At 70.9% G+C, this 20,519-nt stretch carries 18 protein-coding genes and 2 pseudogenes; 10 read left to right on the forward strand and 10 right to left on the reverse strand.

Going from position 1 to position 20,519, the window contains the following annotated elements; translation table 11 throughout:
- Nucleotides 1-22: 22 nt before the first annotated feature.
- The 3 genes from O1G22_RS04680 to O1G22_RS04690 are packed head-to-tail and all read left to right on the forward strand — an operon-like array spanning nt 23 to nt 4,079.
- The gene (locus O1G22_RS04680) at nt 23-2,761 is read left to right on the forward strand and encodes a cation-translocating P-type ATPase (RefSeq protein WP_333492217.1); all 2,739 of its coding nucleotides are present in this window, start codon (nt 23-25) and stop codon (nt 2,759-2,761) included.
- Nucleotides 2,758-3,417 (forward strand): potassium channel family protein, encoded by a 660-nt coding sequence (locus tag O1G22_RS04685; RefSeq protein WP_270080114.1) that lies wholly within the window; start codon nt 2,758-2,760, stop codon nt 3,415-3,417. Before O1G22_RS04680 ends, O1G22_RS04685 begins: the two co-directional genes overlap by 4 nt.
- The gene (locus tag O1G22_RS04690) at nt 3,414-4,079 is read left to right on the forward strand and encodes a potassium channel family protein (protein ID WP_270080115.1); all 666 of its coding nucleotides are present in this window, start codon (nt 3,414-3,416) and stop codon (nt 4,077-4,079) included. Before O1G22_RS04685 ends, O1G22_RS04690 begins: the two co-directional genes overlap by 4 nt.
- Before the next feature lie 36 nt (nt 4,080-4,115).
- On the opposite strand, the gene O1G22_RS04695 is transcribed toward O1G22_RS04690, so the two are convergent.
- Nucleotides 4,116-4,535, reverse strand: a complete 420-nt coding sequence (locus O1G22_RS04695) for a CBS domain-containing protein (protein WP_270080116.1) — start codon at nt 4,533-4,535, stop codon at nt 4,116-4,118.
- A gap of 182 nt (nt 4,536-4,717) precedes the next feature.
- Here O1G22_RS04695 and O1G22_RS04700 point away from each other — a divergent pair, with 182 nt between their 5' ends.
- A complete protein-coding gene (locus tag O1G22_RS04700) occupies nt 4,718-5,587 on the forward strand; it encodes a CBS domain-containing protein (RefSeq protein WP_270080117.1) in 870 nt (289 codons plus the stop codon).
- Nucleotides 5,588-5,611: 24 nt separating this feature from the next.
- Here O1G22_RS04700 and O1G22_RS04705 read toward each other — a convergent pair whose 3' ends face one another.
- On the reverse strand, nt 5,612-8,011 hold the full coding sequence (locus O1G22_RS04705) for a glycoside hydrolase family 65 protein (protein WP_270080118.1): 2,400 nt from the start codon (nt 8,009-8,011) through the stop codon (nt 5,612-5,614).
- Between the two features lie 6 nt (nt 8,012-8,017).
- Nucleotides 8,018-8,893 carry a universal stress protein gene (locus O1G22_RS04710; protein ID WP_270086330.1) on the reverse strand — a complete coding sequence of 292 codons (876 nt, stop codon included), beginning with the start codon at nt 8,891-8,893 and terminating at the stop codon, nt 8,018-8,020.
- Between the two features lie 457 nt (nt 8,894-9,350).
- Between O1G22_RS04710 and O1G22_RS04715 the strand changes: the two genes are divergently transcribed.
- Nucleotides 9,351-10,013 (forward strand): CBS domain-containing protein, encoded by a 663-nt coding sequence (locus tag O1G22_RS04715; RefSeq protein ID WP_270080119.1) that lies wholly within the window; start codon nt 9,351-9,353, stop codon nt 10,011-10,013.
- 19 nt (nt 10,014-10,032) lie between these two features.
- Here the strand turns inward: O1G22_RS04715 and O1G22_RS44760 are convergent, their stop codons facing one another.
- The 3 genes and pseudogenes from O1G22_RS44760 to O1G22_RS04725 all read right to left on the reverse strand — a co-directional run bounded on the left by O1G22_RS44760 (nt 10,033) and on the right by O1G22_RS04725 (nt 11,914).
- Nucleotides 10,033-10,371 (reverse strand): hypothetical protein, encoded by a 339-nt coding sequence (locus tag O1G22_RS44760; RefSeq protein WP_428986324.1) that lies wholly within the window; start codon nt 10,369-10,371, stop codon nt 10,033-10,035.
- 65 nt (nt 10,372-10,436) lie between these two features.
- The gene (locus O1G22_RS44765) at nt 10,437-10,994 is read right to left on the reverse strand and encodes a hypothetical protein (RefSeq protein ID WP_428986325.1); all 558 of its coding nucleotides are present in this window, start codon (nt 10,992-10,994) and stop codon (nt 10,437-10,439) included.
- Between the two features lie 142 nt (nt 10,995-11,136).
- Nucleotides 11,137-11,914: pseudogene (locus O1G22_RS04725) on the reverse strand (helix-turn-helix domain-containing protein).
- A 153-nt stretch (nt 11,915-12,067) separates the two neighbouring features.
- On the opposite strand from O1G22_RS04725, the gene O1G22_RS04730 reads away from it, so the two are divergent.
- The gene (locus O1G22_RS04730; RefSeq protein WP_270080120.1) at nt 12,068-12,742 is read left to right on the forward strand and encodes a CBS domain-containing protein; all 675 of its coding nucleotides are present in this window, start codon (nt 12,068-12,070) and stop codon (nt 12,740-12,742) included.
- An 80-nt stretch (nt 12,743-12,822) separates the two neighbouring features.
- On the opposite strand, the gene O1G22_RS04735 is transcribed toward O1G22_RS04730, so the two are convergent.
- The 4 genes and pseudogenes from O1G22_RS04735 to O1G22_RS44775 all read right to left on the reverse strand — a co-directional run.
- Nucleotides 12,823-13,281: an Hsp20/alpha crystallin family protein gene (locus O1G22_RS04735; protein ID WP_270080121.1), complete on the reverse strand. Its 459-nt coding sequence runs from the start codon at nt 13,279-13,281 to the stop codon at nt 12,823-12,825.
- Between the two features lie 80 nt (nt 13,282-13,361).
- On the reverse strand, nt 13,362-13,652 hold the full coding sequence (locus O1G22_RS04740; RefSeq protein WP_270080122.1) for a DUF1876 domain-containing protein: 291 nt from the start codon (nt 13,650-13,652) through the stop codon (nt 13,362-13,364).
- Nucleotides 13,653-13,928: 276 nt separating this feature from the next.
- Nucleotides 13,929-14,543, reverse strand: coding sequence for an Rv1733c family protein (locus O1G22_RS44770; RefSeq protein ID WP_270080123.1), 615 nt, complete (start codon nt 14,541-14,543; stop codon nt 13,929-13,931).
- A 112-nt stretch (nt 14,544-14,655) separates the two neighbouring features.
- A pseudogene (locus O1G22_RS44775) lies at nt 14,656-14,972 on the reverse strand (universal stress protein); the annotation flags it as partial.
- 128 nt (nt 14,973-15,100) lie between these two features.
- Here O1G22_RS44775 and O1G22_RS04755 point away from each other — a divergent pair.
- The 4 genes from O1G22_RS04755 (at nt 15,101) to pdhA (ending at nt 20,517) form a co-directional block, all read left to right on the forward strand.
- Nucleotides 15,101-15,973: a universal stress protein gene (locus O1G22_RS04755; RefSeq protein ID WP_270080124.1), complete on the forward strand. Its 873-nt coding sequence runs from the start codon at nt 15,101-15,103 to the stop codon at nt 15,971-15,973.
- Nucleotides 15,974-16,292: 319 nt separating this feature from the next.
- Nucleotides 16,293-17,273: a lysylphosphatidylglycerol synthase transmembrane domain-containing protein gene (locus O1G22_RS04765; protein ID WP_270080125.1), complete on the forward strand. Its 981-nt coding sequence runs from the start codon at nt 16,293-16,295 to the stop codon at nt 17,271-17,273.
- A gap of 374 nt (nt 17,274-17,647) precedes the next feature.
- Nucleotides 17,648-19,438 carry an acetate--CoA ligase gene (gene acsA / locus O1G22_RS04770; RefSeq protein ID WP_270080126.1) on the forward strand — a complete coding sequence of 597 codons (1,791 nt, stop codon included), beginning with the start codon at nt 17,648-17,650 and terminating at the stop codon, nt 19,436-19,438.
- Complete coding sequence (gene pdhA, locus O1G22_RS04775; RefSeq protein ID WP_270080127.1) at nt 19,435-20,517, forward strand: pyruvate dehydrogenase (acetyl-transferring) E1 component subunit alpha; 1,083 nt, start codon at nt 19,435-19,437, stop codon at nt 20,515-20,517. Before acsA ends, pdhA begins: the two co-directional genes overlap by 4 nt.
- The last annotated feature ends 2 nt before the right edge of the window (nt 20,518-20,519 follow it).

The following is a 20,519-nucleotide window of genomic DNA, read 5'->3' on the forward strand; positions in this document are numbered from 1 at the left end:
GAGCGGGACCCGCGCCCCTGTGGTGCAGACACTGCCAGCCGAGAAGGTCTTCGCCGCGCTGGACACCTCGCCCCGCGGACTGGCGTCGGCGGACGCCGCGGCGCGGAGGGACCGGTTCGGGCCCAACGAGCTGCCGCCCGCCGGACACAGGGGACTGTGGCGAGACCTCGTCGGCCAGTTCACCGACCTCTTCGCCGTCGTGCTGCTGGTCGCATCGGCGATCACGTTCCTGGCGTACGGGCTTCAGGAGCCCCGGGACGTGGGCACCCTGCAACTGGCCGTGGCGATTCTGGGCGTGGTGGTGCTGAACGCGGCGATCGGCTTCGCTCAGGAGTATTCGGCCGAGCGGACGGCGGAGTCGCTGCAGGCGATGGTGCCGCACACGTGTCGGGTGCTACGCGACGGTGAACGCCGGGAGCTGCCTGCCCGGGAACTGGTGCCCGGGGATGTCGTCGTCCTGGAGGCCGGGGACGCGGTGTCGGCGGACTGCCGACTCGTGGAGGCCCATGAGGCCTCCGTGAACAACGCGGCTCTGACGGGCGAGAGTGATGCCGTCGGCCGTACGGCCGACCCGGTGGCGGCCGGACCGGTGCTTCAGGCCCGCAACTGTGTGTTCATGGGCACCGATGTCGTGGCGGGATCCGCGAAGGCCGTGGTGTTCGCCACGGGTGCGGCCACCGAATTCGGAGGGATCTTCCGGCTGGCGGCAGCGGCGCCGCGCCAGAAGACTCCCCTGCAACGCCAGGTCGCCTCGATGGCCCGCCGGGTGGCGTGCACGGCGCTGGCGATCGGGGCGGCCCTGTTCGCGGTGCGCGTGCCCACCGGGCAGCCGTTCGTCGAGACGTTCGTGTTCGCCCTGGGAGTGATGGTCGCCCTGGTACCCGAGGGGCTGCCCGCGACGCTGTCGGTGTCGCTGGCGATCGGCGTGCGGCGCATGGCCCGCCAGCATGCGCTGGTCAAGCAGTTGCTGGCGGTGGAGGCGCTGGGGTCCACCACCGTCGTGTGCACGGACAAGACCGGGACGCTCACCCAGGCCGAGATGACCGTCGTGCAGGTGTGGGCCGGGGGTGTGCCGCACGCCGTGTCCGGGGTGGGGTACGCGCCGGTCGGCGACGTGGCCGACCCGCAGCCGGTGCGCGACCTCCTGCGGGCGGCGGGGCTGTGCTGCAACGCCCGGCTGGTCCCCCCATCGGACCGCCAGGGCTGGCGGGTGCTCGGCGACACCACCGAGGGGGCGCTGCTCGTCGCCGCGGCGAAGGCGGGTCTGTCCCTGGCCGCCGAGGAGGCCGCGGCACCACGCGTTGCGGAGTTTCCCTTCGACTCGACGCGCAAGCTGATGAGCACCGTGCACGCGACCACGGGAAGCCGCGGCTACAGCGCGTACGTGAAGGGCGCACCGCAGGAGCTGCTCGCCCGCTGCACCGCCATCGACTGGAGGGGCGAGCGACAGCCGCTGGCCGACGAGCTGCGGACGGCGGTGACCACCGCCAACGACCAGCTGGCCTCCCAGGGACTACGCGTGCTGGCGGCGGCATCACGGCCCCTTGCCGACTCCCACCCCGCCCAGGACGAGGCCGAATCTGACCTCACGTTCCTGGGCCTCGTCGGCATGCTCGATCCGCCGCGGCCGGAGGTCAGCGACGCCGTCGACGCCTGCCGGCATGCCGGGATCCGCATCGTCATGGTCACCGGTGACCACCCGCTGACCGCCGAGGCCGTCGCCCGCCGCGTGGGCATCGTGCGCGGGCCCGCCCCGATCGTCGTGACCGGCACCCGACTGGACGATCTCGACGAGACCCGCCTGGACGGCCTGCTCGCCGAGTCGGGCGAGCTGCTGCTGTGCCGGGTCAGCCCCGAACACAAGATGCGGGTGGTCACCGCTCTGCAGCGGCGCGGCGAGGTCGTCGCGGTCACCGGCGACGGTGCCAACGACGCCCCGGCCCTCAAGCACGCTGACATCGGTGTGGCGATGGGTGCCTCCGGTACCGACGTCGCCCGGGAGGCCGCGGTCATGGTGCTGCTGGACGACTCGTTCGCCTCGATCACCACCGCGGTGCGACTGGGCCGGTCGGTCTACCAGAACATCCGCAAGTTCCTGATCTATCTCTTCAGCCACAACATCGCCGAGCTCATGCCGATTCTGGCCGCGACCTTCGCCGGCTTCCCGCTGGTCCCGATCACCGCCGTACAGATCCTCGCGATCGACCTCGGCTCCGACGTCCTGCCCGCCCTGGCGCTCGGCGCCGAGCCACCGGAACCCGACGTCATGGACCGACCACCCCGCTCCCGGCGCGAACGGCTCTTCTCGGCCGCCGCGATGGGACGGATCCTGTTCCTCGGCGGTATCCAGTCCCTCGGCGTGTGTGCCGTCTTCTTCTGGCACATCCACGCCTCCGGAATCCCGTACTCCGACTTCACCGAGGACAACACCGTCTACCGGGAGGCGATCACCATGGTCCAGGCCGGGATCGTGGTCAGCCAGTTCTTCAACGCGCTCGCCGTGCGCACCGACCGGCAGAGCGTGTTCCGGATCGGCGTGCTGTCCAACCCCTGGCTGCTCGCCGCCGGATGCTTCGGACTCGCCCTGATGGCGGCCATCAGCTACCTGCCCCCACTCCAGGCCGTCTTCCACACCGCCCCACTGAACGCGGCCGACTGGGCGGTCCTCGCCGGGTTCGGCGCGCTGCTCCTGGCCGCCGAGGAATCACGTAAAGGGTGGCTGCGGCACCGGCCCGGAAGCCGGAAGGAAGGAGCGCCATGAAAGTGATCATCGCGGGCTGTGGCCGGGTGGGATCCGCGCTCGCCGTCCAGCTTGTCACCGAAGGCCACGACGTACGGCTCATCGACCGCCTGCCCAGGACCCGCAGGCTGCTGCCGGCCGGCTTCCCGGGCCGGTTCCACGAGGGAAACGCGTACAGCCGGGCGGTGCTGGAGGCCGCCGGGGTCGAGCACGCAGACGCGTTCGTCGCCGTCACCTCGGGGGACAACAGCAACATCGTCAGCGCACGAACAGCAAAGGAGACCTACCGGGTCCCGATCGTCCTCGCCCGCATCTACGACCCGCGCCGCGCCGACATCTACCGCGATCTCGGCATCCCCACCATCGCCAGCGTCCGCTGGACCGTGCACCAGATCCACCAGATGCTGCTGCACCGCCACCTCACGCCCGAACTCACCTTCGGCAACGGTGAAACCCTGCTGATCCGCTCCCAGCTGCCCGACTACCTCACCGGACGGCGGCTGACCGAGTTCGACGTGGACGGTGAGATCCGGGTCGTGGAGGTCACCCGCGCCGGCCGCTCACTCCTGCCTGCCCACAGCACCCCCGCCGCACCCGGAGACCTGGTCACCTTCGCCGTCGCCGCCACCGCGCTCGGCCGTCTGCGCGGCTTTCTGGACAAGGAACTAGGGACATGAAGGCGCTCATCGCCGGCGCGGGACGTCTGGGCACCCAGATCGCCCAGGTCCTCGCCGCCGCCCGCAATGACGTCACCCTCATCGACATCGACGAGGACCGCATCACCGAGATCGCCGCGCTCAAAGGCCGCCTGCCCGTACGCCTCGTGGCCGGAGACGCCTGCGAGCCCACCCTCCTCGAACACGCCGGCGTGCTCAACACCGACCTCGTCATCGCCGCCACCGGCAACGACGAGGACAACCTCGTCATCAGCCTGCTCGCCAAGCGGCAGTTCGCCGTCCCTCGCGTCGCGGCACGCGTCAACGACGCTGAAAACGCGTGGCTCTTCGACCAGAACTGGGGAGTCGACACAGCCGTCCCCGCCGCCACCCCCCTGATCTCCCTCATCGAGGAAGCCACCGGCGCGACGGACACCGTTGCCCTGCTGCGCCTGAGCAAGGCGGGCGTCGACGTCATCGAAACCGCCATCACCTCGCGGTCCCGCGCCGCAGGCCGCACGCTCGCCGAGATCACCCTCCCCACAGGCACCGTCATCGCGACCGTCATCCGCGACGGCCAACCCACCGGCCCGGCCCCCGAGTTGCGGCTCCAGCCCGGCGACGAACTCCTCGTCGTCTCCCACGCGGCCACCGAGCAGGAGATCCACGCCGCCTTCCAGTGACAGCCGTCGGCCCCGGCCAAGGGCGGGCCCGAGTGGTCAGCGGGTCGCGCAGACCACCTCGACGAAGTGGCCCACCTGTTCCTCCGGCAGGCGACGCGCGAGGTCCGCCTCGCTGATCATGCCGATCAGGCGGTGGTTGTCGATGACCGGCAGCCGACGGATCCTGTGCTCCTCCATGGTCTGGAGGACCTGGTCCGTGTCGGCCTCGGCGTCGATCGTGACCGGCGTGCCCTGCGCCAGATGGCCCGCGGTCATGGTCTTCGGGTCCTTGCCCTTGGCGAGACACTTCACCACGATGTCCCGGTCGGTGATGATCCCGTGGAGCCGGTCGTCCGGCCCGCAGACCGGAAGAGCTCCGACGTCGAGCTCGCTCATCCGACGTGCCGCGTCCGCCAGCGTTTCGCTCTCCTGCACGCAGGTGGCGCCGGTGTGCATGATCTCCCGTGCCGTGGTCATGGCCCGTCTCCTTCGCGCCTCGCGATCTGCGCGGGGAGGCCCCTTGGAGCCGGACCGCCCCGGTACTCCTTACGGCCAGTGTCGGTTCTCCGCATGCCGTACGCATGCTGAGGCAGCCTGCTGATCGGATCGGTGCGACACCGGCCGGGTAGGTGGCGGGCCGAGCTCGTCAGGAGGTTGCCGTGAGCGACTTCGAACATCAGGCCGTCGGCAAGGAGTCCCGTCTGGCCGTTCCGCGGCGCACCTGGACACCGGAGGAAGAGCACCGGCAGGACCTGCTACGGCGATATCTGGGTGCCGTCGCCGCTGCCGCGGCACGAGAACCCGCCCCCGAGGAAGGCACAGCGCGGGGTATCGAGCGCACAGCGCCGGGCACGGAGCGTGAGGCTGCGACACCCCGGCCGCCGTCGGCACCGCGCGTGCGCGAGGTCATGAACGTGCCCGCTGTCTCCGTCCGAGGGGACACACCGTTCCTGGAGGTCGCCCACACACTGTCTCGCGAACATCTGAGTGCCGTACCCGTCGTCGATGCCGAGGATCACGTGATCGGAGTGGTCTCCGAGTCCGACCTGCTGGCCAAGGCTGCCGTGATGTCCTCTGCGCACCGGCCCGGCCCGCTGGCCAGGTTGCGCGAGCACCGCCTCTACGAGAAGAGCCGCGGCGAGACAGCCGCCACGCTCATGACGTACCCGGCGATCAGCGTGCATCCCGGAGACCCTGTCAGTGATGCCGCCTGGACGGCCGCACGCTCCCGCCTCAAGCGGCTGCCCGTCGTCGACCACCTGGGCCGGCTGGTGGGCGTCGTGAGCCGGCTCGACCTGTTGCGGTCCCTGGTCCGCAATGATGCCGAGATCAAGGAGGAGATCGAGGGCCGGATCCTCAGGAAGGATCTCCTCCTCGACCCGGCCGCCTTCCGGGTCGAGGTGGAGAACGGCGTGGTGACCGTTGCGGGACGGCTGGACGTGGATCTCATTCCGAAGTTGCTTGAGTCGATCGGGGAGATCGAGGACGTGGTCGAGGTTGTCGATCACCTCAGCGGGAGCGCGCTCTGACCGCGCCGGACCACCTACCTCGGATCAACCACTCGGCAGCAGGAGCGTGCAGGTTTCTCCGGGCGCGACGGTGACAGCGCGGTCGCTCAGCACCACGCGGATCGGCGATTCCTCCGATTCGGGCACACTGATCCGCAGCTGTCCGCTCCGCAGCCGTGCGCTCACACCCCAGTGGCCGCGGTAGCGCAGCGAGAACCCGTACTCCGACAGCGCCGGAAGGGGTACCGGGTCCAGCCAGAGAGCGTCCTCTCGGGTCTCCAGACCGGTCAGGCCGCGCTGCACCAGGTCGAGGGTCCCGGCCATGGCGCCGAGGTGGATGCCTTCGCCGGTCGTGCCGCCCTGGAGGTCGGCGACGTCCTCTTCCAGGGCTTCCTGGCAGTACCTCCATGCCTCGGCCCGTCTGGCCCGGGCGAGGACCCAGCCGTGTACGAGACCGCTGAGGGTGGAGCCGTGGCTGGTGCGCTGCAGGTAGTAGTCGACGGTCCTGCGCCACATCTCGTCGTCCACGTCATACCCGAGACGGCGGAACAACTGCTGCAACTCGGCGGGCGAGAAGAGATAACCGAGCATCAGGACATCGGCCTGTTTGGAGGCTTGATAGCGGTTGACCGTGTCCCCCTCGGCCTCCAGGATGCGGTCCAGCCGCCGGATGCTGTCGTAGCGTGCGCGGTAGGCGTCCCAGTCCAGTTCGGCGAGGTCGCCGTAGCCGTCGAACTGGCTGATGACACCCTGGTGGAACGGCACCCGCAACCGCCGGGAGACGTCCTCCCACTTCGGGAGTTCACCGCCGTCCAGCCCGATGCGCTCGAACAGTTCCTGCCTGCGCCAGGCCGGGAGGCGCCGCACGAGGTCCAGGGCGCGGCTGAGGACCCAGGCGGCGGTGACGTTGGTGTACGCGTTGTCGTCGAGGCCCGGCCGGCCGGCGTCCGGGTAGCTGTCGTGGTACTCGTCGGGGCCGACCACCCCGCGGATGCGGTAGCGGCCCGGCTCCGGGGCGGATTCCGCCGTGTCCGCCCAGAAGCGGGCGATCTGCAGCAGCATCTCCGCGCCCTTGGTGTGCAGGTACTCGGTGTCGCCGGTCGCTTCGCAGTACTGCCACACGTTGTAGGCGATGGCCGAGCCGACGTGGTGCTGGAGCCGGGAGTTGTCCGGCAGCCAGCGGCCCGAACGGGGGTTGAGATGCAGCTGCTGGGTCTCCTCGCGCCCGTCGCTGCCGCTCTGCCACGGGTACATCGCCCCGGACCTGCCCGCCTCACCGGCCGCGCGGCAGGCCTGCGGGAGGCGCCGGTGACGGTAGTCCAGCAGCGCCCGCGACACCTCCGGGAAGTGCAGGTTCAGATACGGCAGCACGAACAGCTCGTCCCAGAAGACATGGCCCCGGTACGCCTCCCCGTGCAGCCCGCGGGCCGGCACTCCCACATCCAGTTCCGCGGTGTGCGGCGACAGCGTCTGCAGCACATGGAACAGGTGCAGGCGCAGGGCGCGGCCCGCCTCTCCGGGCACTTGGACGCCCGCGCGCCGCCACAACCGCGCCCATGCGGCGGTGTGGGAGTCCAGGAGCGCCGGGAAGGCCGGGGCCGCGGTCACCCGGTCGACCGCCGCTCCGAGCGGGTCGCTGATCGCCCGGTCACGGGAGGTGTGCAGGGCCGCGGTCTTGTCCACGACGACGGGCCGCCCCGGAGCGATCGGTATCACCAGCCGGTGCACGGCACGGTGGCGGGACGGACGGAGCTCCGACGACGTGGGCGGCTGCCCGGTGACGACTGTGCGGGCCGCCATGCCGATGCCGATGTCGGAGGTGCTGGTGCGGCAGCGCAGCCAGGCCGTGTCGGTCCCCGCGGCACCGGTCTGTACATGGGCGAGGTGGTGCCAGTTGAGGGACCGGTAACGGTGCACATTGCTGTTGGTCACGTCGCCGTCGAGGGCGGACTCGACCTCGATCTCTCCCGACCACTCCTCGACGGTGAAGACAGTCCGCAACGCGGCCAGGTGAGGATCGGCCATGTGCACCAGGCGGATCTGCTTCACGCTCAGCATGCCCGCCGCGTCGTCCCGGTAGCGGAACGTGCGCGTCAGCGTGGCACGGCGCAGATCCAGGGCGTGCCGGTGGCCGAGGAGTTGCCGCCTGTCGGGCGAGAACCACGGGCCCGCCGATCCGTCGGCGGAACGCAGACGGAACCGCAGGAGCAGCCAGTTGGGGAGGTTCACCAGGTCCTCGTTCACCACCCGACGCCCGGCCACGGTCGACTCCAGGCGGTTGTAGACCCCGGCCGCGTAGGTGCCCGGGTAGTGGATGAGGCCCGCCCTGCTCTCGGGCACCGCGCCGCGAGTGGCGAAGTAGCCGTTGCCGAGGGTGCACAACGATTCGCGCAACCGCTCGGCAGCGGGGTCGTAACCCTCGTACTCCCAGGTCCACTCCTGCATGCGTCGTCAGGCCCGCTGGGGGACGACGGCGACCGGGCAGTCGGAGTGATGGAGCAGGGCGTGGGCGACCCTGCCGAGCTGCAGCCCGAAGTGGCCGTGTCGCCGCAGAGCGCCGACGACCATGAGGTCGGCATCGGCCGATGCCTCCGGGAGGACCTTGTGGGCGGGGCCCTCGACCGCCCGGCGCTGCACCTCGACCTCGGGGTGATCCCGTACGGCCTCGCGCAGCGCCTCGGTGAGGCGGGTCGCGGCCCGTTCCTCGTGGGCCTGGGCGGCGTCGTCCGCGATCAGGGGATGGTCCACGTGCTCGTGGGCGGGGACACGCCAGGCCTGTACGGCAGCGAGCGTGCAGCCGCGTACCTCGGCCTCCCGAACGGCGAACCGTACGGCTGCCGAGCCCTCGTCGGAGTCGCCGACGCCGACCACGACCCGGCCGAGGGAGCCCTGCCGTTTCTGCTCCCCGCCGCGGACCACGATCACCGGGCACACGGCGCGGGCGGCCACTGCGAGGCTGACCGAGCCCAGCAGCATCCCGGCGAGCCCGCCTCGGCCGCGGGAGCCGGTGACCAGGGCGAAGGCCTCATGACCCGCGTGCAAGAGCGCGGAGACGGCGTCGTCGGGCAGCACGTCGGTCGACACCTTGACCTCCGGGTTGCGAAGCCGGGCGCGTTCCGCGCAGGACGCGACGATGTGCTCCGCCATGACCTCTTCGGCCGGACGATCGGTGCCGAAGGACGGGCGGCCTCCTTCGTACCGCTCCCACCGGGATGCGTGGACGAGCCGCAAGGACAGCCCGTGCCGCGCCGCCTCGTCCACGGCCCAGTCCACCGCCTGCAGGCTGGAATCCGATCCGTCGACACCCACGACCAGCGGGAGCTCCATCGTCACCACCGCCTCTTCCTTCCAGGCCACTGCGGCAACCCCCGCCACCACCGTCGCACCGTCCCGGGTCCACCGCGACATGCGGATCGGCTCTCGGCGGGGGTCCCGGTCCGGGTTGGCGCCGCGCTGGTTTGCGGCCATCGTGGAGTCGTACGGCCGGCTGGAACAGAGCAACGGGTTCCGCCACCCGCGTCGTCGGCATGGTCACGTTCGAGGCCGCGGCGAAAGGAGGCCGCTGTGATGGCGAGGACCAGTGTTTTCGGTTCCCTGCCCAAGGACCGTCGTGATCAGCTCATGTCGCTCGCGCGTGAGGTCTCGTTCGTGGCGGGCGAGCACTGGCATCCGGGGGCCGAGGCGAGCAGCCCGGCTCAGGTCCGCCCGGATACGACTGCTCGACCCGTACGCACCCCACGGCGCGGGTGAAGTGCCCTGACGGGGCGAGAGGAGGAGGTCCGGCATGTCCGAGACCCCGCACAACGTGAGCGACGTGATGACCCCGACGGTCGTGGCCGTGGGACGCGACGCGCCCTTCAAGGAGATCGTCCAGACCATGCAGCAGTGGAAGGTCAGTGCCATGCCGGTCCTGGAGGGCGAAGGGCGCGTCATCGGCGTCGTCTCCGAAGCCGATCTGCTGCCCAAGGAGGAGTTCCGCGAGGCCGCCTCGACCCTCTTCGAGCAGCGCCGGCGCCTGTCCGACCTCGCCAAGGCGGGTGCGGTGACGGCGGGGCAGCTCATGAGCACCCCCGCCGTCACGGTCCACCCCGACACCACACTGGCGCAGGCGGCCAGGATCATGGCCGTCAAGCACATCAAGCGGCTGCCCGTGGTCGACGACCTGGACATGCTGCAGGGCATCGTCAGCCGCGCGGATCTGCTGAAAGTCTTCCTGCGGCCGGACGAGGACATCGAGGAGGAGGTCCGCCGCACGGTGGTGTCCTACCTCTTCCCGGCGGCCAGCCACGGTATCCACGTGAACGTGCACGAGGGAGTGGTCACCCTCCGCGGACACATCCGCGACTCCTCGCTCATCTCGGTGGCCGTGCGCCTCGTCCGTGCCGTGGAAGGCGTCGTGGACGTCGAGCCGGATCTCACCGGCGAGTCCGCCACCCCGGCCGAGTGAGCCGTTCGGACAACTCCCGTCAGGGCTGGATGTCAAGTATCTCCTGCACCGGACGGCGAGGTGTGCTGGGGCCTTTGGGACCGTAGCCCAGACGAAGCACCATCTGCACGTGACCGGTGCCCGATATCGGTTCCCGCAACGGCCGGCGCAGGTCCGGCCACTCCAGGGCCTGGGTGACGAACGAGCTGGACAGACCTTCGCGCGTGGCCGGCAGCAGGACACGCTCCATGGCCTGGCCTGCGCGCAGCCGGTCCTCGGGCCGGTCGCGGGCCGTGCTGAGCAGGGCCAGGTGAGGGGAGCGTTCGAACGCGGTCGCGCGGCGGCCCTCCACTGGCCTATGACCGGCAAAGTCGCGCATCGGGGCCCTGCCGTCGAGCTAGCGCGGCCCGAAGGCGTACTCCGGAACGCCATCCTGGGCCGTGTTCACCCCGCCGTACCGATCCGGGTCCAGGCGGCCGGGTCCTCGTCGCTGCCCCGGTCGGTCGGATTGCGTGCCTCGGCTTCCTCGACCAGTTCCAGGACCGTCTGCAGATGCCATGCGGTGGCGAAAGACAGTGCGGCTCCCTGACGGTCGGCGGCATCACACAGCGCCGTCCGCACGGCCTCGGGTATCTCTGTCTCCTCGAACGGGAAACGGCTGCTGTGCCGCTCGTGAATCGCCGGATACAGCGCGGCGAGGTCGCTGTCGCCACTGCCGAGACCGGTCAGCTGCGCGGTCGCCGGCAATGCCGGATCGGCGGGCGCGGGCAGCAGCCGGGTGGCCGGGTACCAGCCCCCATGGACCGCGGCGACCTGCAGGTTGAGCAGGGCGGCGCCGCAACCGATGTGGAGGGCGCGGGTGTCGGGGTCGGCGTGCGGCATGACGCGGTCGAAATCGGCGCGTACGTGGAAGGTGTGGCTGCTCTGGAAGCAGCGAAAGCACCACGGCTGCGCGTTGTGCATCGACGGCGCGGCGGCGGCGTCGTGGACCAGGGCTGTCACATGCTCTGGAGAAAGTGCTGGTCCCGGACCCTCCCTTTGCGAGTCTGCGAGCCCGCCCTTGGGGCTTGGGCGGGGCCCGCTCTTGCAGTCCCGTGATCTCGGCCGTGCAACGCGCGCCGGGCGACAGTAGTCCGTGGTCCGCTCACTGACCGGCCGGACTGATGCGGCGCCCCCTGAGGCGGGTGGGCCGGATCGACACCCACCTCTCGCGCCGGTCGCCCGCCCACGGCGTGGTGTGGGCGTGATCGGCCGGCCGTCGCACCTCGTCGGGGTCCATGACAACCCGCGCGGGGCCGACGACGAGCACGCTCCGGCCCTGGCTCATGGCCTCGTCCACATGGTCGGCCTCGAAGGCGACTTCCGATCCCACGGCTGTCTCAGGGGCCGAGCCGGTGCGGGCCGGACGACGATCGCGTCGTCGACGACCTCGCAGTTCACCGGGACGACCGCCGGGCCGTCGGGCGTCGACACGGCGACGCGCCCGACACCGTGCGCGGAAAGCCGGGCACGGCATTCGCCGGGGCCGAGGTCCCGCAGCTGAGGGTGCAGGAGCGCCTGTCTCTGACCGGGCGGCAGATCGATACCGCCCCCGCGCAGGGCTGCGACGCTCGTGCCGAGCGCGTCGGCCGGGCCGGCCTGATGAGACTCGCCAGGCTCGGGTCGGCCGGCCGTTCTTCGAGGTACGCCAGGCAGTCCGGCGCCATCGGGGCGCGGCGGGCCGCCTCTCCCCGGCTCAGTCCCTGCCGCTTGCGTTCCGCAGCAACGCGTCGCCCGATGACACCGGAATCGGGCGCACTGCCCGGCCAGGTTCCGCCGGACCCGGCATCCGCCTGCTCACCCGTATTGCCCGGCCGGTGCTCGACGTGACGGACATGCGCGTCGGGCCCGACAACGAGGTGATCGCCGAGTTGAGCTCGCATGATCGCCACCGCTTCCTCAAAATGGTGCTGTACCCGACGTGCCACGCGCGATGTGCCGCCGCACGGGCTGACAGATCCTGCTTCCGGGCCGGCTCCTGACACGCTTGACACGTGACCGCCCCTGGGTGTCGCCACCCGGAACGGAGAGGCGAGATGCACCACCGTACGGTCGGTGAGCTCATGACCCGGAACGTCGTCCGGGCCCCGCGGGACATGCCGTTCAAGGAGATCGTGAAGCTGCTGGCGGATCACGACGTCACCGCCGTGCCCGTGGTCGACGAACTGGACCGCCCGATGGGTGTGGTGTCCGAGGCCGACCTACTGCGCAAGTCCTCCGCCCAGGCGGACCCGTCCGGCCGAACACCTATCCCCCATCTGGAGGCGTGGGAGCGGGCCAAGGCCGAGGGCGCGAGGGCCGAGGAGCTGATGTCGGCTCCCGCCGTGTGCGCCCGCCCGGAGTGGACGGTGGTCGAGGCGGCCCGTCTCATGGCGGTCCAGAACGTCAAACGGCTGCCCGTGGTGGACGAGACGGACCGGCTCCAGGGCATCGTCAGCCGCGGTGACCTGTTGCGGATCTTCCTGCGCCGTGACGACGCCATCCGTGACGAGATCACCGTGGACGTGCTGCAACAAACGCTTCGGCTTCTCCCCTCGGAGGTGACGGTCGAGGTGCGCGAGGGGCAGGTGACCCTCGGTGGGTCCGTCGAGGTCAAGAGCCTCATCCCCGTCATCGAGCGGCTGTGCCGCAGCGTCGACGGCGTGGTGTCGGTCGCCGAGCACATCGCGTACCGGACCGACGACTCACGGAGTTCACCCACCGGCACGTGAGACATCGCAGGACCGGGGCGGGGCGAGGGCCGACGGCGGAACCGCCGGCCCTTCGGGGAGAGAAGCCGGGAACGCTCGGCTCAGCCGGCGATCTCGATGCGGTGCGGCTTGGCCTGCTCCGCCTTCGGGACGCGCACCGTGAGGACTCCGTTGGCCAGCTCCGCACTGATGTGCTCGGTGTCGGAATCCGGCGGCAGACTCGTGCGGTAGTCGAACTGCCCGATGTGGCGGGTGTGCCGCCGGACCACCCCGGTGCGTTCCTTCTCCTTGATCTCACCGTGGACATCGAGTTCGGAGGCCGTGACCTCCAGGGTGATCTGGTCCTTGCTCACGCCGGGAAGCTCCAGCTCCACCAGGTAGGCGTCCTCGGTGTCCTCGACATCGGCCAGGGGCGCCCACGCCTCGGCCGCGCCGAACTCACCGGAACCGGGGAAGGCGGACTGCATGAGCCGGTCCATCCGGGTGTGCAGATCCTCCAGTTCGCGGAAGGGGTCCCACGCCGGGAAAGCGCCCCTGCTGCGTCGGACGGGAAGTGTCATCGGTCGTCCTCCTTGCTTGCGGTGCGGCAGCGCCCGCCCCGCCGGGCATCCGCGGGATGCGGTCGCTGCGCCACGGTCGTTCACCTGGACCATCCCGACGCCGGGCGGGTACCTGACCCGGTCGCGAGTGCGCCCATGCCGTCGATGTCACGCCCGGCGGCCTCCGCCGGCGGCCGGCCGAGGTCGTGCAGGGCCCCGCCCGCTGCCAGTTCGTCACCGATCTCCGGCACATCCGTGTCCACGGGGTTGCAGCGCGCGGACCCGTGGCCGGTGAGCGCCGTGGTCGGGGTGTCCAGCACCACGCGTGCCTTCGTCGTACCGTCGTCCTCGAAGAGGTAGAGGTGAACCTTCCACTCCACGGTATGCGGCATCGCATTCCTCCTCATCTCACTACGGACCGGTGTGATCCGGATGCTGTCCGCTCACAGCACCGCAGCTCCGCGGCCAAGAACCGGGTCTCTTCCTCGATACGGCGCCGGCCCCGGTCGGCGAGTGCCGTCAGCCGCTCGCAGGCCACCACCCGCTGCGCGGCACGGGACCGGATCCGGCGGGCCGTGGACGGGAGTTCGGCCGGATCGGCAGCGAACCTCTCCGCGCACACAGGGCGTCAGCGCCACCTCCTTGGCGCCGGTGCGGGCCCTGGCCTGTCACCGGCGGAAGCGCGCGGACCACACGGGCTCCACCACGTCCCACTCGGTGTCCCACTGCGCATACCTTCTACGGTCCAGCACCAGACGCATGCCCGCGTGCGCCGCGAAAGCCGCCATCGCCACCGCGACGGCCGTCGTGCCGCCCACCAGCCAGCCGGTGGTGGTCGCGGCTTCCGGGGACATCGGTGCCGGCTCGACGCGGCCTTGCCGGTCGACCCAGATCCATACGGCTGACCCGGCCGTCCGGCCCTCCGGCACGCTGGCAGTACCCGTCCGTTGTCTGCCGTCCCGCTCGGTCCAGCGGACCCGCGCCCACAGCGTCGTGTCTTCGAACCTGCTCGGTACGGCTCGGGGTTGCGAAGTCAGCCGGGCGCTGACCTGGTGTCGTTCCGCTGTCTGGGCATGAACGGCGCGCACCTGAGACTGATATGCCGTCAGTCCGGCGCGCACCGAGGCCACCGGGAGGCCGATGACAAGCACAAGCATCAGGAAGCGGAAGAACCAGTTTTCGATCCGGTCGGACGGACGCCTCAGCGGATTCGTCCCCTTGGACGGGTGCTCCTGGTGCGGCGGGCACGGACCGGATGCGTGCGGCCAATCTTGTGCACTCATGGTCTGGCCTCCAGCTGCTGCTGGTGCGTCTCCCCCATGATCGGGCGGCGGCAGATCCTGGTCATGGGGCCGAAGGTCCCGGACGAGCGGCCACCCGGCCTGTCGCCAGTCATATCCGACAGCGCCGCAGGTGGGCCTCGCGGAAGGCGAACCGCGCCGCTGTGCCACTGCCCTCCCCGTCCTCGACGCCGACGACGACACTCCCGAACCGAGCGCCCCGGTACTCCACCCCGCCGCGCACCACGACCACCGGACAGTCCGCGCGAGCGGCCACAGCCAGGCTCACCGAGCCCAGAAGCAACCTGCGCGATCTGCGAGCCCCCTGGACCCGAGTACCAGCGCGAAGGCGTTGCGTCCTCTGCCGAGAGGAGCGGAGGCCGCGTCGTCATGCAACACCTCGCTCGACAGCCGAACGGCGGGTGCGCGCTTCCCGGCAGGGACGACATGCGCCACAGAGAGATGTGGGGTAGTCCTCGGATGAGAAGCGCCATGCCCAGCGCACCGGCACGGACACGCTCACCGTCATTCCAGCTTCGTACGAGACGGAGGCAGCCGCCATGGAGCCAGTCATCACCGTGGGCCTCGACGGCTCAGCCGAGAGCCTCGCCGCCGCTCACTGGGCCGCCGACGCGGCCGAGCGGGGCAAGCTCGTGCTGCGCCTGCTCCATGCGTGGCCCCAGCTCGCGCCGGAACCGACCCGCGTCCCCGCAGAGATCGATCAGAACTACTGGGCCAAGCAGATCGTGCAGAAAGCGCGGGAAGAGCTCCAGGCGCGCCACCCTGGCCTCACCATCGTCGGCAACCTGGTCGCCGACGACGCCGACAGGGCGCTGCTTCAGGCGGCGTCGGAGTCCCAGATGCTCGTGGTCGGCTCACGGGGGCTGGCTCTCGTCGAGAGCTATTTCCTGGGCGACATCAGCATGTCCGTCGTGGCACGGGCCGAACAGCCGGTGGTCCTGGTGCGGGCCGAAGCGCGCCAACAGGCGCCGTCGCCGGCTTCTGGTGCGGCGGGCGGCGTGGTGGTGGCGCTGAAGCTGCACGGTCCAAGCGACGAACTGCTTGAGTTCGCGTTTCGCACCGCGGCGGAGCGGGGTGTTCCCCTTCAGGCCGTCCATGGCGCAAACGTGCCGCTCTTCGCGTACGTCCCGTGGGGTGTGGACCACAACGTCATCGAAGCGATCACGCAGGACACGCAGAAGCGCCTGAGCCCTGCCCTCCGCCCCTGGCGCGAGAAGTTCCCAGGCGTGACGGTGACGGACAGCCTCGGCTTCGAGGGCGCCTCCAGGGCCGTCGTGCAGGCCGCCCAGGGCGCCGGGCTGTTGGTGGTCGGCCGGCGCAGGCACCGTCCCCCGCTGCCACGTCTGGGCCCCGTGACGCAGGCGGCCATCCACCACGCGCGCTGCCCGGTGGCCGTCGTCCCCCATGAATGAGCCGAACGACCACAAGGAGCTGCGGCCTCCGGATGCGCCACGGGCCTCACCTTGAACGCTGCTGTCCGTTTCCAGGGCGGGGGAAGCCGCCGCGGCTCCGGGTACCCACGATGAGGCCCACCGCATGCGCGGCCGCTTGCGTCAGAGCCTGCACCGGGTGGCCGCGCACCACCTCGTGGCGCAGTTCCACGTCCGGGTGGGCGGCGCAGGTCCTTGAGGGGGATGGGCTGCGCCACGACCGGGGACCGAGGCCGTGAACGGCGGGGGGGAGACAGGCCCCCTTGCGAGGCCGGGCTGGGCAAGGTGGCTGGGTGCCGCCGTGCTCGTGGCCGCCGCGGTCGTGGTCGCCCTGACCCGGCGGCACGAACTGGTGGAGGCATACCACCTCGTCGCGCGGGTCCGCCTGCCCCAGCTGGCGATCGCCGTGGGGTGCGAGGCGATGTCCGTCGCGTGTTTCGCCGCCGTGCAGTGCCGGCTCCTGCGGGCGGGCGGGGTGATCTGGAGCATGGGGCGTATGACGGCCATCGCCACGGGCGCCAACGCCGTGGCGGGCGCGCTGCCGGGCGGGGTCGCGTTCGCGGCCGCCTGGACCTTCCGGCAGCTGTGCCGTCGGGGTGTGGAACAGGTGCTCGCCGGCGCCGTGCTGGTCGTATCCGGTGTCCTGTCGGCGCTCAGCCTGTTCGCCCTCCTTGTGGTCGGTGCGCTCGCGGCCGGCTCGGGCGGCCCGGGTGCCGTCGTGCGCCCGGTGGTCGGCGTGCTGGTGCTGTGCCTCGGGACCGGTCTGGTGGTTCTCGGCCTGTCCCGCGTCGTGGGCTTCCGCCGCGTGGTGCGGCGCACCTGGACGGGGGCGGCAGAACGGTCCAGGAGGATCCGGCAGGCAGAGGAGGCACTGGCCCGCCTGGTCGATCAGGCGCGCACGGTGGAGCCCGGATTCCGGCCGTGGCTGCGGCCGTTCGCCTACGCCGTCCTCAACTGGGGCTTCGACGCCGCATGCCTGGCCGCATGCCTGTGGGCGCTGGGCATCGGCGTGCCCTGGCACGGGCTCCTGTTGTCGTACGCACTCACACAGGTCACCGGCAGCCTGCACCTGACCCCTGGGAACCTGGGCGTCGTGGAGGCGAGCCTGTCCGCTCTGCTCGTCGCGTACGGCCTGCAACCCGGTCAGGCGATCGCCGCCACCCTTCTCTACCGGATCATCAGCTACTGGTTGTTGCAGCCGATCGGCTGGGCCAGCTGGATGGGCGTGACCCTGAACTCCGCTCCGTTCTCACGAAGCCGACGGAACAGAACGGACCGATGACGTGGCACTTGTCCACCACGGCCCCGAACAAGCCTCCGGGGACATTTCCACGGATCCGGCGATCCAGGACCCGACCGACGCGATCCGCCGTGTCGACACCACCACCATCTGCGCTACCGATCCGCACACGAGGCCTGCCGGCCCCTGGGCCTGGACCGTTCGGCCCTGATGCTCGCTGGTGGGCAGTGGTGCCATGGAAGTGAGCCGAGGGCAACCCATCGGACGCGGCGAAGCGGAGCGAATCCCCCGCGCACCGCGCAATCCGGGTCCGCGAGGGGCGGGCGGCCCCGGCTCCCCGATTGCGTCGACCGCGGTGCGGCGCGGGCCAGGCTCGGTGACTCTGGAGACAGAGGCAGGCGTCGGGAGGAGCCCCCATGCACTGGGAGACGATCCCCAAGGACATCACACCGGGCGTCACACCGAATCTCACCGACTACGACCAGGCCAGTTCCGACTTCTCCTGGTCGCAGGCGCGCACCGCGCTGGCCGGGCTGCCCGACGGTGGGCTGAACATCGCGCACGAGGCGGTCGACCGGCATGCGGGCCCGGATCACGGGGACAAGGTCGCGCTGCGGTGCATCGCTCGTGACAACGCCGTCTCCACTGTCACGTACGCCGAGCTGGCCCGACGTACGTCCCGCTTCGCGAACGCCCTGCGGTCGCTCGGCGTCGGCCATGGGGACCGGGTGTTCACCCTGCTCGGCCGCTGTCCCGAGCTCTACACGGTGGTTCTGGGCACGCTGAAGAACACCGGCGTGTTGTGCCCGTTGTTCTCCGCGTTCGGCCCGGACCCGGTGGAGCAGCGGCTGCGGCTCGGCGACGCGCGCGTGCTGGTGACGACCGCGGCTCTGTACCGGCGCAAGGTCGCCGACCGGCGGGCGTCGCTTGCCGGTCTCGACCACGTCCTCATCGTGGGGCCCGGTGCCGAGGAACTGCCCGGAACGGTCTCCTTCGACGCGTTGATGTCCGCAGCCTCGGACAGCTTCCGCATCCCGCCGACCTCGCCGGAGGACATGGCTCTGCTGCACTTCACCAGCGGGACCACCGGGACCCCCAAGGGCGCGATCCACGTCCACGAAGCGGTCGTCGCCCACTACGCCACGGCCGACTACGCCCTGGATCTGCATCCCGAGGACGTGTACTGGTGCACCGCCGACCCCGGCTGGGTCACCGGAATGTCGTACGGCGTCATCGCCCCGCTCGTCCATGGCGTGACCGTCGTCGTCGACGAGGGTGACTACGACGCCCGGCGCTGGTACCGGATCCTCGGCGAGCAGCGGGTCAGCGTCTGGTACACCGCGCCCACGGCTCTGCGCATGCTGATGCGGTCCACGCCCCGCGAGGGTCCGTACGACCTGCCACGCTCGTACGACCTGTCGGCTCTGCGCTTCATCGCCTCGGTCGGCGAGCCCCTCAACCCCGAGGCCGTGGTGTGGGGGAAGGACGTGCTCGGCCTGCCGGTGCACGACAACTGGTGGCAGACCGAGACGGGCTGCATCATGATCGCGAACTTCGCGGCCTGCGACATCAGGCCCGGCTCGATGGGGCGGCCGCTGCCCGGTGTCGAGGCGGCCGTGCTGAAGCAGGGCGAGGACGGCCGGGCGATGGTCACCGACGGCAGGGTGACGGAGGTGGACCGTCCCGACGTGGCGGGCGAGTTGGCGCTGCGGCCGGGCTGGCCGTCCATGTTCCGCGGCTATCTGCACGACAAGGAGCGTTACGACGCGTCGTTCACCGACGGCTGGTACCTGACGGGCGACCTGGTCAGGAGGGATGCGGACGGCTGGTACTGGTTCGTGGGGCGCGCCGACGACGTCATCAAGTCGGCGGGGCATCTGATCGGCCCGTTCGAGGTGGAGAGCGCGCTGATGGAACACCCGGCGGTCGCGGAGGCCGGAGTGATCGGCCGGCCGGACCCGGTCGCCGGGAACGTAGTCAAAGCGTTCGTGTCGCTGCGACCCGGCATCGAGGCGAGCCCGGATCTGGAGCGGGAGCTGCTGGCCTTCGCTCGCCGTCGGCTGGGCCCGGCCGTCGCACCCCGGGAGATCGCCTTCGACCAGAACCTGCCCAAGACCCGCAGTGGCAAGGTCATGCGCCGCCTCCTGCGTGCACGTGAACTCGGCCTGCCCACAGGCGACTTGTCGACCCTGGAGGGATCCGGATGAGCCCCGCCCGCGACACCCGCACCCGGAAGGGCTCGGCGGCCCCGAAGGCGGCGAAGAAGGCCGCGACGAGCAAGCAGGCCGAGAAGACATGGGCCCTCGCCGGTCGGCCCGCCACCGCGCACAGCGTGGATCTCCTGGAGGCCATGCTGCGCATTCGGCGCTTCGAGGAGCGATGCGTCGAGCTCTACAGCGCGGCACGGATCCGCGGCTTCGTCCACCTCTACATCGGCGAGGAGGCCGTCGCCGTCGGCGTCAACGAGGCGCTCAGCCCCGAGGACGCGGTGGTCGCAACCTACCGCGAACACGGCCACGCACTCGCCCGCGGTATCCCCGCCGAGGCCGTCATGGCCGAGATGTACGGCAGGACGACCGGCTGCAGCGGGGGCCGCGGCGGATCCATGCACCTGTTCGACGCGAGCCGCCGTTTCTACGGCGGCAGCGCGATCGTCGCCGGCGGGCTCCCCCTGGCCGCGGGTCTCGCCCTCGCCGACCGCATGCGCGGGCAACACCGCGTCACCTGCTGCTTCTTCGGCGACGGAGCCTTCGCCGAGGGCGAGTTCCACGAGACGGCGAACCTCGCTGCCCTGTGGAACCTGCCGCTGCTGCTGGCCTGCGAGAACAACCTCTACGCCATGGGCACCGCCCTCGCGCGGGAGCACGCGCAGACCGACCTGGCCATGCGCGCCGCCTCCTACGGCATGCCCGCCTGGGCCGTGGACGGCATGGACGTCGAAGCCGTCGAGCAGGCCGCCCGCCGGGCCGCCGAGGGCATCCGGGCCGGCACCGGACCGCACTTCCTGGAGCTGCGCACCTACCGCTTCCGCGCCCACTCCATGTACGACCCGGACCGCTACCGTGGCAAGGCGGAGATAGAGCAGTGGAAGGCCCGGGACCCGATCAACCGGCTCATCGAGCGCATGCGCGAGGACGGCGAACTGGGCGACAAGGACCTCGCCGGGATCGAGGGCCGGGTCACCGACGAGGTCGACCGCGCCGTCGAAGCGGCCGAGCAGGCGCCGGAAGAGCCGGTCGAAGACCTGCTCCGCCATGTCACCAGCACGTCTGCGGAGGTGAGCTGACC

It is taken from the genome of Streptomyces camelliae, from assembly GCF_027625935.1.
GTDB classification, from domain to species: domain Bacteria; phylum Actinomycetota; class Actinomycetes; order Streptomycetales; family Streptomycetaceae; genus Streptomyces; species Streptomyces camelliae.